The sequence below is a fragment of the Wolbachia endosymbiont (group A) of Volucella inflata genome, from assembly GCF_947250665.1.
Lineage (GTDB): Bacteria > Pseudomonadota > Alphaproteobacteria > Rickettsiales > Anaplasmataceae > Wolbachia > Wolbachia pipientis.
On record NZ_OX366338.1, the window covers coordinates 425,763 to 444,407 of the forward strand.

Sequence of the window (18,645 nt, forward strand, 5' to 3'; positions counted from 1 at the left end):
AACCCCGTGGTAATTAGTGTTCACTCTCTAATCCTGCAAATTGGCGTACTATACTGTCTTAAACGACTTATAAGCGTGTTTCAGCTTATATAGGTAAAAACCCAGAAATGTTGTGAAGACATAAGGTGCACATAGTGCAAAAAATTAAAAATAAGACGCCAACTACGTTGTTTTCTTGCTGTTTAATCTGCACAGATGAAGATAACTGAATACCTTCAGTACAATGATAAGGGGGCTGGCGAAGCTTGTAAAGTAATTTTTTCGTTTCTATTCCCAATAAAAGTTTGTTATATGGTTATGCAAGAGGTCTAATAAATCGCGGTGTGACGTCTTAGCTATAGATGCTGATTTGTGTGATTTCAAGAGAAGCTTAGTAGATAAGTTGTGTTTTAAACCAGATTTGATATTTTAAACTGAACATTTTCAGTAATATCACCTGGCATAACTGAAATTTTTACACTCAGGTTTACTTTTAGGTAGTCTATTAATTCATCAACTAATATGTCAGGAGCGGAAGCACCTGCGGTGATTCCTATCTTTTCTACGCCCTGAAACCAGCTTTTATTCACACAGCTGTAATTATCAATCAAGTAGGCTCTTTTTCCTCTGGCAGTGCACAGATCTAATAAGCGGTTTGAATTTGAGCTATTTTTACTTCCTACAACTAATATCATGTCTACAATTTCAGCTAGCTTTTTAACAGAATTTTGTCTGTTTTGCGTTGCATAGCATATGTCCTTTAAATCTGGACCTGTTATGCTTGGAAACCTGAGCTTCAGAGCAACAATAATTTCACGGGTGTCGTCGATGCTTAACGTGGTTTGTGTAACATAAGATAAATTATCTGGATCTTTAACTTTTAAATTGCGTACGTCCTGCACAGTTTGCACTAAAATGATAGGATTATTTACTCTTCCTCTAATTCCCTTAACTTCTGGATGGTTTTCATGCCCAATGAGAATTAGTTCTTTACCACCGTTTTCATACCTTTTTGCCTCTTTATGCACTTTGCTGACTAAAGGACATGTTGCATCAATCACTTGAATACCCTTTCTTTTTGCCTCATCTTCTATATTTTTTGATACTCCGTGCGCGCTGAAGATCAGTATTCCTCCATTATCTTCAATTTCCTCGATACTGTTCACAAAAACCACTCCTTGTCTCTTAAAGTCCTCTACTATATATTTATTGTGAACAATTTCGTGTAGCACATAAACTTGGCACTTGTTTTTGTATTTTTCTAAAGTAATAGCTAATATGTCCACAGCCCTTTTTACCCCGGCACAAAAACCTCGTGGTTCAGCTAAGATGATTTCCATTTTTGTCAAATCAAGTAAATATGCAAGCATTACTTAAAAATAAGCTCCGCTCACTGTATTTTATAGTACCACTATTTATATTTTATATAATAATTATTTTTCGCATATTCTCTTTCACATTTGATCAACTTACTACTTCAGAAAATTTTAGAAAAGATAATATAGTACATAAACAACCCGATATTTTAGATAGAAATGGAGTGGTAGTAGCAACAAATGTGCCCACAACATCACTATATATAGATGCAACCAAAGTAAAGAATCCGGAAAGTATAGCAGCACAACTGTGTTCTACTTTACATGACCTCGAATACAAGAACTTATATAGAGTACTTACTTCAGAAAAGAAATTTGCTTGGATAAAGCGGCACTTGACTCCAAAAGAATTACTAGCGATCAAAAACGCTGGTGTACCAGGAGTAAATTTTTATGACGACATAAAGCGTATATATCCTCACAGTAATTTATTTTCACACGTGCTTGGTTACACTGACATAGATGGCAACGGTATTGCAGGAGTTGAGGCATATATAAGTAAAAACAAACAACATTCTGTTATCCAAGTACCTGATATACAGTTGTATGAATGTTGCAACTTGAAAGCAATTCCTGCACAGCAATTCCCCACACAACAGATCCAGTGCGTGACACTGGGATCCAGATATAAAAATACTGACAAATTACGTGATGAACAACGGATTCCAGAAACATATGTCAAAAACAATGTTTGTGATGAAATTGCGCATAAAACTGGATTCCAGTGTCAGTGCACTGCAGACCAAGCTTCTGCACAATCTTCTGTCATCCGACAGGGATGGTCACGCTCTGCTGATCAATATGTTCAACTATCCTTAGATACACGAGTGCAAAGCATAGTACATGACGAACTAACTAAAGCTGTAAGCAGATATCAGGCACTTGGCGGAGTAGGAATTATTTTAAATGTGAGAAATAGTGAAATCATCTCGATGGTCAGTCTACCTGATTTTAATCCCAACTTACAGAATAAGGCAGAAGACGTACAAAAGTTTAATCGCGCCAGTCTTGGGGTGTATGAGATGGGATCGGTGTTAAAATTCTTTACGATAGCTGCAGCGCTTGATGCAAACGTTACAAAAATCAGCGATTTATATGACGTATCAACACCAATCACCATTGGAAAGTATAAAATTCAGGATTTTCACAAATCTAAAACTCCCAAAATTACTGTGCAAGATATATTTGTAAAATCATCCAACATTGGTGCAGCAAAAATTGCAGTCAAATTAGGTATTGAAAAACAAGTAGAGTACTTTAAAGCTATGAAGCTATTTTCTCCTTTAAAAATAGAAATACCAGAAAAATCTACACCGATAATCCCGGATAAATGGAGTGAAAGCACTTTAATAACTGTATCTTATGGTTATGGCATAGCTGTAACTCCTATACATCTTGCACAAACTGCAGCAGCATTAATCAATAATGGGATATTTCATAACGCAACCTTGATGTTGAATAAAAGAAGTATAGGAGAGCAAATTATCTCAAGAAGAACTTCCAGGGAAATGAGAAAATTATTACGCGCAGCAGTAACAGATGGCACTGGCAGAAAAGCAAAAATGAAGGCATATTCAATAGGAGGAAAAACTGGATCGGCGGAAAAAGTTGTGGATGGTAAATATAGCAAAGATGCAAACATAGCATCATTTATAGGAGTGCTAACTATGCTTGACCCAAGGTACATAGTGCTAATTGCTATTGATGAGCCTCAAGGGATGCACCATACCGGGGGAGTAATTGCTGCACCTATAGTAAGGAACATTATAAATAGAATAGCACCTATACTAAATGTTACACCTGAGATGTAAAATTATGATTGCTTTACTATAATTTCAAATTTATCATTACCAAAATCCTTATTAATATACCAAGAACCATCATCTTTAGTTACAAATTCAAGACCTTTAATGTCTCTTTTTATTGTCTTTCCATTTTGACCATCGATAGCGATATTAATATCGAATGTAATAACGTCTAGATTTATCATAGCTTCTTTCCCGCTGCATGAATTTAGACTGAACTTGCCTAACATGACATCATTAAAACTCACCTCCCCTTTATAGACATCACACTGATCGTCCACACAACACGTAGTTTCAATATAGAAAAGATCTGACATACAAAATACCTTAAAAAAAAAACTAAACATATATGGCCACTACACCACACCGCTAACAAGTAGTAAAGCGTCGATAAACCTAAGTTACTTTAGCTACGTAGCCATAATACAGCTAGAAATGTAAAATTCAACAGTTAATTGTGTGATTAATAGAGAAGTCTTATTTAGTACACCTTATAGGAATGGCTGTTTAGTTTTTTTGTTAATCTTTTTTACCATGCTGTCAATCATATGCTTTATCCCTTGATATACAGAGTATGTACTTTCGTCACTACGCATATAAGCAGAACAAGAAAATACATTATACTCTTCATCTTCTATTGATAACCCTGTATCGCACTTTATGTGTTCGCCGCCAAGCTTTTCTATCAACTGTTCTTTGTCATCTCCTATAGTTACCTTAACCTTACTTTCTTCTTTACCTATCTTACTACTTAAAATTGAAACAATGATAGCTGGAGATATGCATATTGCTCCAATTGGCTTTTTTGTAACAAAGAATTCTGAAACTAATCTTTCAAATTCAGGCATTACTGTCACCATGCCTTTATTTTCAGCTAAGTCAGATAAATTTTTTGCAACTCCGTATCCACCAGGTACAACTAGCATGTCAAAATTTTCAGCTTTTGCTTCTTTTAAGTCATATATTTCGCCTCTTGCGATTCTTGCTGATTCTGCAAGCACATTCCTTTTTTCTTTCACTGCCTCGTTTGTTTTATGATTCATAACTTGTGTGATATTGATATCAGGTACAAAGCATTTAACATCCACTTCCTGCTGATCAAGCACAAGCAGACTTAAAACCGCTTCTCTTACCTCTGCACCGTCAAGATGACCACACCCTGATAAGACCACAGCAGCTTTTAATTTTTTTTCACCCATAAAGTACCTTAATTTCATGTAATCTAGGCTCTGTGGACAAAAAATATGAAAAGAGAGAAAAAGATGGTAGTTTAGCCTAATAGGTAAAAAATGGAGAAACTACCATATGCAATATTACATCAAAGAGGAAAATTGGAAACAAATTTTAGAGTTCATAAAAAGCGTAAAAGGAATGCACAGCAAAGATGAAAAACGTTTAAGAATATTCATAGAGGCAGTGTGGTACATAGTGCGAAGTGGTTGCCAATGGAGACTTTTACCAAAAACTTATGGTAATTACAGGAGTATACATAAGCGATTTAAAAGATGGTGTGAAAGAGATGTCTGGAAAAAATTGCTTGAATATACTAAACAAGAGCCTGATTTAGAAGTTGCTATAATCGACGGTACGATCATCCGAGGCCATCCATGTTCATCTGGATATACAAAAAACTCCAAGGATCAAGAAGCTTTAGGGAGGAGCAAAGGTGGCTTTACAACTAAAATACATGCGCTTGTCGATGCACTTGGAAATCCACTTAAATTTACTCTGACTCCTGGTCAAAGAAATGAAATTACGCAGGCACAAGTGTTGACCGAAAGTATCTATAACTCTACTGTAGTAGCTGACAAGGGCTACGATAGCAATGCCTTTGTTACAAGTCTTGAAGACAAGGGATGTACAGTAGTTATTCCGCCAAAACGGAATCGAAAAGTGCAAAGGTATTACGATGAGCATATCTACAAAGAACGTCATTTGATTGAGTGTTTTTTTGGTAAAATTAAAAATTTTAGGCGCATTTTTTCCAGATTTGATAAAACTGCTGAGGTTTTTATGGGTTTTCTCAATTTTGTTGGAGCTCTTGTATGGCTTCTCTAAAATTTTGTCCACAGAGCCTAGAAGCTTTACAGGTGCTTTGGGGATTTTACACTCAACTTTTACAGAATTTGGATTTTTGCAGTCAATGTACACTTTTCTCTCAACACCACTATTGACATTCATAAATAATTTATGTTTCTCGTAAAGTTCCATCATAAATGGTCCATATATATGTTCATATCCTGCTTGATTGCAATTAGTAGCTAACTCTTCTAGAATATGATCATTTGGAGCTTCTGCTCTAGAATGTTGAAACATCTCCTTAAAAACCTCTTTTGCAAATGAACGATAATTCTTTTCTCCATCTTTATTATTTTTAACCAAGCTAATATGTTTTTTATATAATCGGTCAACAAAATCCCTATCTATATTCTCTCCGTTAATGATGAAATCCATTCTATTAATGTCTTTATATGCTTGCTCACCAGAATTTGCGCTTTTATTATCTTTAGCTCTTAATTTATTAAAACCAAATTCTTTAATTTTAGCCTTTAATGTAACTATTGGATTTGCTTCTGTCATACTTCCCCCTTACTAAAGCCTTCAAAATTAATTATACTATAGGAATTGTTAATAGATTATTGACGATATATAAGTGTAACGATGGCTTTGTACTACCTGTATAATAAATACGCTAAGGCAAAAATTTAGCTGTAGAAAGAATAATGCAACTTTATCGCATTTCATTTTACTATAACTTGACTATAAGAAAAAATCTTATTTTGATTACTACGAGTAGTTCTATAAACCAAATTAATTGTAAAAAAGAGCGAGTGATTTGTGTAGAGCTTAAGATAATTCGTTTCTTAGATTGCTAATTATCTTAGTTAATATTTAATACCTTCTACCTAGCAATTTCTTCCCTCGAATTAGAAACCCTTCTTAATTCTTCACGTTCTGCCCATGAAACCTTTTTGTTGTTAGACTCGCTTATTACTTCAGGACGAATTAATCCACCAGATCTTTCAAAATATCCCTGTTCAATAGCATCGTAGACATAATAATTACCAAGTGCACAATCCTCGCCTAATTCTTCTTTATGACCTTCGAATTTTTCCAATACTTCCTCTTTATTACTCACTTCTACTATAATTTTGCTTTTATTCTGTATGTCAGGATACAGCCTAACGTCTACATTTCCCAAACTAGTATAGAAGGTTAATACTATATCGCTGCCTTCTGTAAGATCTGTGTAATACCTTATTCCACCTTCGGTTTGAATTTCTACTTCACTACTACCGATCTTTACTATATTTCTTCCACACTTTACATCTCCATCGGTTAGACCTAAATCCCTTGCCCCATCTGTTATCTTTATAATGTCTATTTTACTATCTTTAGAATATTCTAAGTAAAAAACGGAGTTGTCTACTCTTGCATCTTTTAGCTCGCTATTGGTTGCACTTTTTGCGATTTCAATAAACTTATGAGAATTGCTAATATAATCTCTATAAGCTTTTTTTAGGTTAGTTTTATGCTCTTTAAATTTTGATGTCAGTGTGTTAGCATCAACTGTATTACCAAACACTGCCCCTTTTGATACTAATTGACATATTATATTACTAGCAACTTTAGGATTTTTTTCTAATTCACTGATTTTTTTCATCACATAATCGGTAAAAGTGTACTCATTACCTGAAAAGAAATCTTGTGAAGAAGAATAGTTTAATCGTACACCAGACTTTATAGCATCGTTTACAATCTCTTCAAGTTCAGCCATGTTTTGAGCCTGAAACACCTTATCAGAAAACTCATTTAACTTTTCCTTTTGATTTGAGGTTAAATTAACGAGTAATTTACTGGCCTGTCCTTTCTTTTGCTGACGATAAATAATATTTATACCATAATCTAATGCTCCTGCTTCTAGAAATACTTTTCTTAACTCTTGAGCAAGATCTTCATTATCCCAAGCAAAACGATCAACATACGAAAACACTTTTGATTCACCCATTCCTTGCCGAATATTTAGCACTACTTTTAGGTCTGAATCTCTTTTATGCTTACTTAAAAACTCCTTTAAATTTTTAGTGCAGTCTGAATCACATACAAGTAAGTCATACAATTCCTTATTCATCTTTTTCTGTTTATCAGTTAAAAATAATTCTTCAATATCATAGCAGAGATTATTAGTTGCTATTCGTTGTGGAGTTTTGCCCTTTCTACTTGTTATATTAGGTTTAGCTCCTTTCAAAAGAAGAGAGTTTGCATTATCGTAATGACCTTTGGCAGCAGCAAGGTATAATGGTGTTTTTCCTTTATTATCTTGTATGTTAGGATCTGCGCCTGCTTCTAAGAGTAAATCTATAGCCTGATTTCCTGTGCGACGAAATCCACCAATCTTTGCTCCTGCAATTGCATGTAATACTGTTGACTCAGATTCTCCTCTCTTTAGGTTAAGAATTACTTTTAAATCTTTATTACTTTTATTGTCATATAAAAATTCTTCAAGGGGATCAGTATTATCAAATGAACCACAGTTAGAAGCTAAACATTTTAGAGCACTAAGTAACTTTTTGTTTAAATTTTTTTGACTTGGCGTAAGATCGTGATCTAGAGCAAACCAAACACAAATTTGTTCGCTTAGTTCAAGTTTACTATCCATTAAAGATGGTGGTTCATTATAATTTCTAACTGATGGCAAATCCCCTGAGTACCACATATCATTCATCAGCTCATTTAATAAATGTTCTTTAGATGATAGATGTTCTATAATGGATTCATATTCAATATCATATAGTTCTGATTTGGATTTTGGCTTTAGTAGATTGATGATAGATTTTACCATCCCAGTAGACTCACCCATACTTACCCCTTAAGCTAAGATACATGATATATTGTATGCGATATGTAACATTAAGTCAATAACCATAATCTTTTTACTACTCATATGATTAAGCTTTTGTTAAGCTTTTATGGTAAGCAATATAAGATCTTTAGACAATCAAGCAGTATAGCATTTACCCTACAGTACGGCTTGTTGTCTGTTTTGAATTTGTTACTATCTCACACCAACTATTTTTTTTCTTTTCATTAGATAAGGTAATTTTTTCAGAAGATTGACGTAGTGTTTCATGTTTTTCAAAATATCCTCGTTTAATCGCATCATGTACTGAATATCCACCAAGTAAGCAATTTTCTCCTATTTCTTCCTTATCTTTTAATTGATCAAGTTTCTTCTTATCATCGTCACTTATCTTTACTTCAATTGTATTGTTGTCTTTATCACTAGAACGTAGATGAATACTAATCTTTCCTACTTCAGTAGTAAAAGACATTTCAATGCCACCTTCTAAAACGTCTGTATAATTTCTTTTTCCTCCTACATTTTCAACTCTTACTATACTCTTTCCAACATGAAATATATGATGTCTAAAACTTAAATCTTTCACTTTTGGATTATTTATAACTTTTGCAACCTCAACAGTGCTATCTTGCGAATATTTTACATAAAAATATCCATTATCCATTTCTACGTGTAAAGCTTTGCCTTGGGCACTACTGTTTATAATACCTTCATCTGCTACACTTTTTAGCTTGTTATCGATTTCTTCACGTTCTGCAAAAATCTCATAACTGAACCCATAAGTTGCATACAATAACTTATCATCATAAAAGGAACTGCATTTTACTCTTCCACCTTTTAATAGTAAATTACTCATGATATTGCGTATAATACCTATATTTTTGTCATCTGATACACCCTCGTAGGCAGGAATATCTCTTATTCCCTTAGAAACTAAACTTGTTATAGTCTCACTATCGTCTGATAAACTCTCATAAGGTGGTAATCCCTTATGCTGTCGTATTCTATCAGGGATATTTCTTATTTCCTTAAAAATTAAACTTGTTATAGTATACTTATCATCGTTATATTTTGAATTGAGTCTTATCCCTTTTTGCAAATATTTATTTGTTATGCACTCTATACGCTCTAAAGCAGTGTTTGTAAAATTTTCATGCTTATCCCTATAACCTTGATCATTTTTTGCTACTACATCTTTTAACTCTTTACAAAATTCATCAATTAGACTTCTCTCACTTTCAGTCAGTGGTAGATCTAGCTTAATTAAAGCAGAGTCTCTTGGACTAATAGGGTAATTTTTCCAATATAAATCACTATCATCAGTTTCACTCTGATACGACAATGTATGTTTTACACATGTGTCAACAGCCTCCCTAGTTTCATGTCTCTGATCAAGGTCATAACATTCCGAACGATTACTTATTCCTTGAACAAACAAACTATAATCATCTAAATCTGTTATGTCATCTTCAGGCGTTGTTCCCTCATTGCTATTACGCTCAATTTTTGAATGCCATGGCTCAGTATTTAATTCCTCTCCTAGCTTTTGTTCACTGATAGATTCTACAACATATTTTACTGACTCTGTACCCATACTACCTCCTAGCCTAGATATAGAATATATTATGTACAATATATAATATTAGTCAAGCTAATTTCAACATAATATTTTTACTACTCATATTTTTGTTAAGTTTTTATGGTGAGTACTACTACTAGGTTAAAAGTTGTTTATTACTGGAAGTTTTAGCCAATTTTACTATAGATCAACAAAATTGAGAACACCAGCTATATTTAATATATAGGAATATGATGGATTATGCTTTATAAGAAGTGCAAAAACTGCTCAAGCTTATACAGTAACCTGCGGAGCCACTTCAGCAGAATAAACAAACATATGCCACTATTAGTAGAGAATTATTTATAAGTCAACTAACTTTTTCAAAAAATACTTTAGTAAAAGTACCATGCTAGTTAGTGTTATAAAGAATTCAATTGTTTACTCTTTCAAAAAAGGTCGTATATTTTTGAGAACGAGTTGCGTAAAAATAGGGTTATAAAAATAGAAGCTTAAAATTCTTGCACCGAAGCTAGGCTCTGTGGACAAAAAATATGAAAAGAGAGAAAAAGATGGTAGTTTAGCCTAATAGGTAAAAAATGGAGAAACTACCATATGCAATATTACATCAAAGAGGAAAATTGGAAACAAATTTTAGAGTTCATAAAAAGCGTAAAAGGAATGCACAGCAAAGATGAAAAACGTTTAAGAATATTCATAGAGGCAGTGTGGTACATAGTGCGAAGTGGTTGCCAATGGAGACTTTTACCAAAAACTTATGGTAATTACAGGAATATACATAAGCGATTTAAAAGATGGTGTGAAAGAGATGTCTGGAAAAAATTGCTTGAATATACTAAACAAGAGCCTGATTTAGAAGTTGCTATAATCGACGGTACGATCATCCGAGCCCATCCATGTTCATCTGGATATACAAAAAACTCCAAGGATCAAGAAGCTTTAGGGAGGAGCAAAGGTGGCTTTACAACTAAAATACATGCGCTTGTCGATGCACTTGGAAATCCACTTAAATTTACTCTGACTCCTGGTCAAAGAAATGAAATTACGCAGGCACAAGTGTTGACCGAAAGTATCTATAACTCTACTGTAGTAGCTGACAAGGGCTACGATAGCAATGCCTTTGTTACAAGTCTTGAAGACAAGGGATGTACAGTAGTTATTCCGCCAAAACGGAATCGAAAAGTGCAAAGGTATTACGATGAGCATATCTACAAAGAACGTCATTTGATTGAGTGTTTTTTTGGTAAAATTAAAAATTTTAGGCGCATTTTTTCCAGATTTGATAAAACTGCTGAGGTTTTTATGGGTTTTCTCAATTTTGTTGGAGCTCTTGTATGGCTTCTCTAAAATTTTGTCCACAGAGCCTAGGTAAATTAGTTCGTATGTAGATTTAGCGAAAGTGAGCCAATATGAATGATTTTAGCGTATAATAAAATCACCATATAAAAAAGTTCGCACGGATCTAGCGGTAGACCATGCCATCCCAAAGAAAAATGTTCTCACGGTTATTATTTTTAATTAAACAAAAGCGACCATATTATTAATTTAATGACAAAAAATATTGAAATATATACCTATTGAAATAATGTTATTAATCATAAAAAGATAACTTTACTTTGTTGATTTTTTCAACTATCATGTAAATAGTTTAGTATAGCGATTCAATATGTTAGCAGGGAATAAAGAGTCCGGTAAATCACCTAATAGTAAGAGCACTCTAGAAAAGTCAGATTTTGTTACTAGAGAACCTATTTCCATTTTCAATGGGATAAAAAATGCAAAGAATGAAGAGGAAAAAAAGAAGCTTAATCAACTTTTAGAGACACTAAGGAAGAAATTGCCTGAGGGCTTTAAGATAGGAGCTGCTATAGGTGAAGGGGATTGTTTCTTTGATTCCATAGCTCAAGGATTGAACGAGCTAAAGGATAAAGGTCTGATTGCAGGTAGTAAAGGATTTAGTGTAAAGTCTTTGCGGGAAAATTGTAAGCAATATGCACAACAAGTTAGTCAATCAAAAAAAGGTTCATGGCTGGGTAGTGCTTTAAAAGGAGAAGGTGAAAAACTTTGTGAATATATTCCGCGTATTGAATTTACTGCAGAAGACATTGAAAATACAAGCTCTGATTCAGAAATAAAAATTCTAAAGTTGGAAAACGCTATATGGGGAAGACCTGAAATTGAAGGAAAAATGATATGCGAAAAGTATGGCGTGAAAGTTAGGACTATAGAATTGAGAGATAAAGAGATAGATGGATTATATGTTACTAAAGGTAAGGTAGGTACAGGTAATAATATTATTTACATAGTGAATTACAGGAACCATTTTGTACCACTTCTTAGTAATATTGAAAAAGATATAAGGAGAAGCATAAAAGTTTCTAGAGAGGAAGCTTACGGTAATGTGGTAGGTTCAAATTCAAACAATATTTCTCAATCTTACATTTCTACACCATTACAAGATATTGAAAACCCCACATACAAACAAAGTGGTTGCTCAAGAAGTCCAAGTAAGGAAAATCATAAAACGAGTAAAAAACGTGGACGTTCTGTCACAGACAAAGATAATAAAGCACCAAAAAGGGTGCGCATGGATGTCAATGTTACTAGTAATGAAGATTCAGAATTCCCTAGTGATTTACAAGATGAACCTAAACAGAATGAATTAGATAATACTTGTCAAACTAAGCAATACATTCCTCATCATTTGATAGGGCTTATGTATCGATTAGACTTATCAGTGCTTTGCTCACTTAGAAAGTCTACGTATGAACATAAATATCCTTCATTGTCATTAGCGTTTGAAGATTCTGAAATTGATATGTTTAGTAATATTGTTCTTCGTTACGAAAAGAAGTCTATTCATATACGAATTGAAAATGTAGACGAATATTGTATAGATAATGATATTAGCTATGCTAAATTATTTACTAAAGAAAGACGAAGTTCTTCTATTAATAGTTACTTTGGTAGTTTTGTTAAACATCTAATCTCTAAATCAGGTAGTTTATCAAATAATGTAGAATATCTTATTGTCTATACTAATTCAGGCTTGGATCTTACAGAAAAAAAGGAATTAAAAAAAGGACAGTTGAGAAATTTTTATCCTTTTAAATTTGATAGCATAAATACAGAGGAATGTGACATTTTAAAAGACTTTTTGTTTACAAATGATAATACGCAAGGGAGTGGTTTTTATCAATTTTTGCAGGATGAGGCAACAAGAGAAGAACTTTTAGGACAATTAGAATTTTCTCCTGCTATGCGAAAAGCAATAAAAGGGAGAAAACTTTCTCAAGAGTTTGAAAAAGAAACAAAAGAAGCATTTTTGGATAAATTAGTACTTGCAGTTAATCAGCCTAATAGAGAAGAACTGAGCAACATCGTTAAAAACGAAATAAAAAAAAATAGTAAAGTTCAAGACGATTATATAGCATTACAAGAAAGAATATTGTGTGATTTAACAGCTCCAGAAAAGGATAAAAAACTTAAGAATTATATATCTGGAGTTATATATGAATTCAATTTATTAATACTCTTCTTGCATGAAATGTTCTTGAATAAAAACATGCTTTCCATGAGTTTTGAGGAAAAAAGCCGTGATACATCTAATAATATTACTATTAATTATAAAGATAGAGTTACTTATGTAAAAGCTCATAATGCAGATAGTAATATTGGTTATGATCAGTTATTTCCCTCCAAAAGACAGGAAAGAAAGAATACGTTTTCTATTAATAAATGTTTTACTCTTTTCATTGAAAAATTAGAAAATGATAAGGATATAAAATATTTTATTATCTATACTGATGCAGATCTAGACCTTACAGAAGAAAAAAAATTAAAAAAAGGGCAATCTAAAGATTCTTATCCTTTAAAATTTGATAGTATAGATATTCGAGAAAAAAGATATAAAATTTTAAGAAATTATTCGTGTATAAATGGGAATGGTCTTTATCAATTTGTGCAAGAAGGAACAACAAGAGAGAAACTTTTAAGTCTATTAAAGCTTCCACCTTCTTTGCATAAAGAAGAAGAGAAAGGAAGACTCTCTGATGAGAATGAAATAGAAATAAAAGAGAAATTTTTAGATAAACTAATACTTGCAGTTAACCAACCTAATAGGGGAAATTTGAATAGTGTTATTAGAAATGAGATAGGTAAGTCTGATATTCCATATAATTACGAGAAATTACATGAAGTAGCGTTACGTTGGTCAGAATCTCATGAATTTGACCCTATTACGAAAGGAATAATGGAAAAGCTTTTGGAAGATATAAAAAATAATAGATCTAGTTATCAGAAAATTCAAAATAAAAACATTGATGAAGAAATTAAATTTGCTAAAAGTTTGGTTGGTAAAAAAGGAACACCTGCATTTAATCAGTTCTTAAGTTTTTTAATTAAAGGAGAAGGAAAAAAATATCTGAAAGTCATGAAAAAAGAAGGAATAAGCTTAACTAATGTGTCCAGTATCTTAGGCGGAGCGAGAGGTAAAGCTCCTACAGCATTTAAAGGCTTATATGGTCTATGGTTTGACAAAGAGGGAAACAAAACTCAATATTTAAAAACCCTAGAAAAAGAGGGAATAAATCTAGCTAATATATCTAGTATTTTGAATAGAGCAAGAGGTAAAGCTCCCACAGCGTTTAAAGACTTATATGATCTGTGGTTTGATGAAGAAGGAAATAAAACTCAATATTTAAAAACTCTAGAAAGAAAAGGAGTAAATTTGGCTAGCACGTCTAGTATTTTAAGTGGAGCAAGAGCTAAAGCTTCTACGGCATTTAAAGACTTACATGATCTATGGTTTGATAAAGATGGGAATGAAACTCAATATTTAAAAACTCTAGGAGAAGAAAAAATAAATTTAACTAATATGTCCAGTATTTTAAGTGGGGCTGGGGCTAATGCTGCAACAGCATTTAAAGGCTTGTATGATCTGTGGTTTGATGAAGATGGGAATAAAACTCAATATTTAAAAACTCTAGGAGAAGAAAAAATAAATTTAACTAATATGTCCAGTATTTTAAGTGGGGCTGGGGCTAATGCTGCAACAGCATTTAAAGGCTTATATGATCTGTGGTTTGATGAAGATGGGAATAAAACTCAATATCTAAAAACTCTAGAAGAGGAAGGAATAGATCTAACTAATATGTCCAGTATTTTGCATGGAGTAGGAGCTAATGCTACAAAAGCATTTAAAGGCTTATATGATCTGTGGTTTGATGAAGACGGGAATAAAACTCAATATCTGAAAACTCTAGAAGAAGAAGGAATAAGTCTAACTAATATGTCCAGTATTTTGCATGGAGTAGGAGCTAATGCTACAAAAGCATTTAAAGGCTTATATGATCTGTGGTTTGATGAAGACGGGAATAAAACTCAATATCTGAAAACTCTAGAAGAAGAAGGAATAAGTCTAACTAATATGTCCAATATCTTGCATGGAGTAGGAACTAATGCTGCAACAGCTTTTAAAAACTTATATAATCTATGGTTTGACGTGAAAGGAAATAAAACTCAACATCTGAAAATTCTGGAAGAAAAAGGAATAGATCTAACTAATATGTCCAGTATTTTAGGTGGATCAGGAACTAATATTGCAACAGCTTTCAAAGACTTATATGACCTTTGGCTTGATGAAGAAGGAAATAAAACTCAATGTTTAAAAACTCTAGACAAAGAAGGAGTAAGTCTAACTAATATGTCCAATATTTTAGGCGGAGCAGGAGCTAATGCTGCAACAGCTTTTAAAAATCTATATTACCTATGGTTTGGTGAAGAAGGAAATAAAACTCAATATTTAAAAACCCTAGAAAAAGAGGGAATAAATCTAGCTAATATATCCAGTATTTTGCATGGAGTAGGTACTAATGCTGTAACAGCTTTCAAAGACTTATATGGTCTGTGGTTTGATGAAGAAGGAAATAAAACTCAATACTTAAAAACTCTAGAAGAAAAAGGGATAAACCTAACTAATATGTCTAGTATTTTGAATGGAGCAGGAGTTAATGCTGCAGCAGCTTTCAAAAGTTTGTATGATCTGTGGTTTGATGAAGAAGGAAATAAAACTCAATATTTAAAAATTTTAGAAAAAGACGGAATGAGTCTAACTAATATATCCAGTATTTTGCATGGAGCAGGAGCTAATGCTTCTAAAGCTTTTAAAGAACTATGTGATACTTTTTTTGATGAGCAAGGAAATAGAGAACAGCTTTTAAAGCACTTTTGTATTGAGGAAAAAGGTGGAGAAAAAAGCTTTAAGCCAAGTAACTTATCCGGTATTTTAAGTAAAGCAGGAACTAGAGCTAGATATGCTTTTGAAAAATTGCATAATGTCTGTTTTAATGATGAAGGAAAAAGAACAAAACTTTTAGATGATTTCTATAAAGCAGGCTTTAGCCCAAGTAACTTATCCTCTGCATTATGTGGAACAGGAGCTCGTGCTTCTTCTATCTTAAAAAGATTGCATAATGTCTGTTTTAATGATGAAGGAAAAAGAACAAAACTTTTAGATGATTTCTGTAAGGTAGGTTTTAGGCCGGGTAATTTATGTAGTATGTTGAGTGGAGCAAAGAATAATCTAGAAAAGAGTCTGAAGAGGTTTCATGATTTTTGTTTTATAGGAGACACAAAAAGATACTTAAATCGTTTCTTAAGCAAGAAAGAAAGTTTTACGCTGAGTAACTTATCTAAGATATTACATGGAGCAGGAGATAATATTTGCCCTACTTTAAAAAATTTTCATGATGTTTGTTTTGATGAGAAAGGAAACGAAACACAGCTTTTAGGTAACTTTCGTAAGGCAGGTTTTACGCCAAGTGATTTATCTAATATATTATCCATGTCGGGAAATAATGCCACTTTTGTTTTAAGAAACTTTCATAAAGTTTGTTTTAATGAAGAAAATTATTTAAATCACTTCTTGGCCGAGAAAAAGCTTTTTACGCCGAAAGATTTATCTAGAATACTACATGGAGTAGGAATTGATGTTTGTTCTATTTTTGAAAGATTGCATGACCTTTGTTTTGATAAAGAGGGAAACAAAACAAAATATTTAAACAATCTCATCAAAAATGGTCGTTATAAGATATCTGATATATTACATGAACAAGTTAAAAAAGCTTCTCCTATTTTTTTAGATAAACAGAATATTAGTAAAGGAGACAAAGTAACTAATGCATCGAGTAATTCATCCGGTAAAACGGAGCAAGAACAAAACTTGGGTAGTTTACAACAAGGTGATTCTAAAATTAAGAGAAAAACCCGGAAGAGTACCGTAAACTGGAGCGAAAACGTGCAAGAAACTGATGACGTAATAGACGATAATCCTGAAACTTATTTAAGTGATACAACAATAGATAATCAATTAACAAGATCACCAAATTTTTAAGCTATTTCTTTCTTGAGTTGTAAAATTTCAGCTTTAGAAAGTCCAATAGATTGGGCTATCAAGTCAACAGATAAGCCGGCTTTAAGTAAGTTTCTAATTACAGCTATTTTAGCCTGTTTTTTGCCCTCTTCCCTACCTTCCTGCTTACCTTCAGCTCTGCCTTTTTCATGACCGATTTGGATACCTTCTAGTCTACCTTTTTCTTGACCTAGGTGTATGGTCCCAGAGTGTGATGGTGTGGATTTAGTATAAATAATTCTGGAGACTGTGTCCACTGATAACATATAAATTCATAAGGAGTAAGACCCTTAAGAGTTTTGAGTCTCTTTGCATAATTATAAGCCATAACAAAGTTATAAAGGTGTTCTTTAAGTTGCTGGTGCGATTGATAGTAATACTTCTTAACTGTAGCATCCTTTAAAGTTTTATTCATACGCTCGACTTGCCCATTCGTCCAAGGATGGCTAACTTTTGTCAAACGATGTTCAATAACATTCTCTTCGCAAACTCTATCAAATATATGTTGGAAAGCATACTTATGACGCTTCTGGTTTGTAAATTGTATACCGTTATCTGTCAAAATAGTATGGATTTTATACGGTAAAATTCTAATCAAATTACGTAAGAACTCAGCAGCTATGGGTTTTGTAGCACTGTTACGCAACTCAACATAGGTAAATTTGGATGTCCTATCAATAGCAACAAACAAATGTAATTTGCCCTCCTCAGTTCTAACTTCAGCAATATCAATATGAAAGTAACCGATAGGATATTGTTTGAATTTCTTTTTTGACTTAACTTCTCCATCAACAGTTGGTAATCTGCTAATGTTGTGTCTTTGTAAACAACGATGCAAGCTAGAGCGAGTCAAATGCGGAATTGTAGACTGCAGAGCGTAAAGGCAATCATCTAGTGGCAGTAGTGTATACTTGCGAAATGTAACTATTATAGCTTCCTCTTCTAGCGTTAAAACAGTCGATCTTGGACGCTTTGGACCCATATCAGCATCTTTCGTAAATGAACGTTTTCTCCACTTAATAATAGTTTTTGGATTAAGGTTATAATGCTTGGAGAGTTTTGCTATGCTCTCTTTTCTATTTTGTATTGCTCTACGAATCGTCTGTGTTGTTTTGGCGCACCCATGTAATATTTGTCCCATAACTCCTCCTTTGATGGTATTTTTTTCTCATATTTTATCATACCATCACACTCTGGGACTGTACATGAACAATATATTTAGTAATGATAATAAGGAACTTAAAAAACTACGGGACAAACTCTTTGGTAAATTAAAAAAGAAAATAATGACTGATGAAAAGAACAACCAGGCAGCTAAGAACGTTAATGATCAAATCACAAAGTCTAAAACTACTGAAAGTAAATTAAGTAATTTACTGGAATTTAAAAAACAGCTAGAAGCTTTCCTGAAGGATCAAGATAATCGCGGTATTGTGTTGAATGAGATTGACTCTATAAGTGTTGCCCCAGTTGTTGAAGTTAATGGTATAAATCCAAAATGGAGTAAGATTAAAAAGTTAAAAAAAGCTCAACCTCTCACCTCTAACAGACAAGACTTTGAAAACGCTCTAGGCTCTGTGGACAAAAAATATGAAAAGAGAGAAAAAGATGGTAGTTTAGCCTAATAGGTAAAA

At 33.0% G+C, this 18,645-nt stretch carries 12 protein-coding genes and 1 pseudogene; 6 read left to right on the plus strand and 7 right to left on the minus strand.

Annotated elements, in window-relative coordinates:
• Nucleotides 1-389 precede the first annotated feature (389 nt).
• Entirely contained in the window at nt 390-1,319 is a 930-nt protein-coding gene (gene ispH / locus OOK85_RS02210) for a 4-hydroxy-3-methylbut-2-enyl diphosphate reductase (RefSeq protein ID WP_264704132.1), read from the minus strand.
• A gap of 20 nt (nt 1,320-1,339) precedes the next feature.
• Between ispH and OOK85_RS02215 the strand changes: the two genes are divergently transcribed.
• Nucleotides 1,340-3,166 carry a peptidoglycan D,D-transpeptidase FtsI family protein gene (locus OOK85_RS02215; protein ID WP_264703766.1) on the plus strand — a complete coding sequence of 609 codons (1,827 nt, stop codon included), beginning with the start codon at nt 1,340-1,342 and terminating at the stop codon, nt 3,164-3,166.
• A 2-nt stretch (nt 3,167-3,168) separates the two neighbouring features.
• On the opposite strand, the gene OOK85_RS02220 is transcribed toward OOK85_RS02215, so the two are convergent.
• Nucleotides 3,169-3,477 carry a hypothetical protein gene (locus OOK85_RS02220; RefSeq protein ID WP_264703768.1) on the minus strand — a complete coding sequence of 103 codons (309 nt, stop codon included), beginning with the start codon at nt 3,475-3,477 and terminating at the stop codon, nt 3,169-3,171.
• A 174-nt stretch (nt 3,478-3,651) separates the two neighbouring features.
• Nucleotides 3,652-4,359 carry an isoprenoid biosynthesis glyoxalase ElbB gene (gene elbB, locus OOK85_RS02225; RefSeq protein WP_264703770.1) on the minus strand — a complete coding sequence of 236 codons (708 nt, stop codon included), beginning with the start codon at nt 4,357-4,359 and terminating at the stop codon, nt 3,652-3,654.
• 106 nt (nt 4,360-4,465) lie between these two features.
• On the opposite strand from elbB, the gene OOK85_RS02230 reads away from it, so the two are divergent.
• Complete coding sequence (locus OOK85_RS02230; protein WP_264702164.1) at nt 4,466-5,218, plus strand: IS5 family transposase; 753 nt, start codon at nt 4,466-4,468, stop codon at nt 5,216-5,218.
• Nucleotides 5,206-5,334, plus strand: a complete 129-nt coding sequence (locus OOK85_RS02235; protein WP_264703773.1) for a hypothetical protein — start codon at nt 5,206-5,208, stop codon at nt 5,332-5,334. Before OOK85_RS02230 ends, OOK85_RS02235 begins: the two co-directional genes overlap by 13 nt.
• A 728-nt stretch (nt 5,335-6,062) precedes the next feature.
• Here OOK85_RS02235 and OOK85_RS02240 read toward each other — a convergent pair.
• On the minus strand, nt 6,063-8,021 hold the full coding sequence (locus OOK85_RS02240) for an ankyrin repeat domain-containing protein (RefSeq protein ID WP_264702620.1): 1,959 nt from the start codon (nt 8,019-8,021) through the stop codon (nt 6,063-6,065).
• 154 nt (nt 8,022-8,175) lie between these two features.
• Complete coding sequence (locus OOK85_RS02245) at nt 8,176-9,615, minus strand: hypothetical protein (RefSeq protein ID WP_264702618.1); 1,440 nt, start codon at nt 9,613-9,615, stop codon at nt 8,176-8,178.
• A gap of 579 nt (nt 9,616-10,194) precedes the next feature.
• Between OOK85_RS02245 and OOK85_RS02250 the strand changes: the two genes are divergently transcribed.
• Together OOK85_RS02250 and OOK85_RS02255 are read left to right on the plus strand one after the other, a co-directional pair.
• Entirely contained in the window at nt 10,195-10,947 is a 753-nt protein-coding gene (locus tag OOK85_RS02250; RefSeq protein WP_264702604.1) for an IS5 family transposase, read from the plus strand.
• 319 nt (nt 10,948-11,266) lie between these two features.
• Entirely contained in the window at nt 11,267-16,993 is a 5,727-nt protein-coding gene (locus OOK85_RS02255) for an OTU domain-containing protein (protein WP_264703775.1), read from the plus strand.
• Here the strand turns inward: OOK85_RS02255 and OOK85_RS02260 are convergent.
• Both OOK85_RS02260 and OOK85_RS02265 read right to left on the minus strand, forming a co-directional pair.
• Nucleotides 16,990-17,211 (minus strand): annotated as a pseudogene (locus OOK85_RS02260) (Rpn family recombination-promoting nuclease/putative transposase); the annotation flags it as partial. The gene OOK85_RS02255 and the pseudogene OOK85_RS02260 overlap by 4 nt on opposite strands.
• Nucleotides 17,202-18,152, minus strand: a complete 951-nt coding sequence (locus OOK85_RS02265; protein ID WP_264702189.1) for an IS481 family transposase — start codon at nt 18,150-18,152, stop codon at nt 17,202-17,204. The pseudogene OOK85_RS02260 and the gene OOK85_RS02265, both read right to left, overlap by 10 nt.
• A gap of 64 nt (nt 18,153-18,216) precedes the next feature.
• Between OOK85_RS02265 and OOK85_RS02270 the strand changes: the two genes are divergently transcribed.
• The gene (locus tag OOK85_RS02270; protein WP_264703352.1) at nt 18,217-18,636 is read left to right on the plus strand and encodes a hypothetical protein; all 420 of its coding nucleotides are present in this window, start codon (nt 18,217-18,219) and stop codon (nt 18,634-18,636) included.
• Nucleotides 18,637-18,645: the final 9 nt, after the last annotated feature.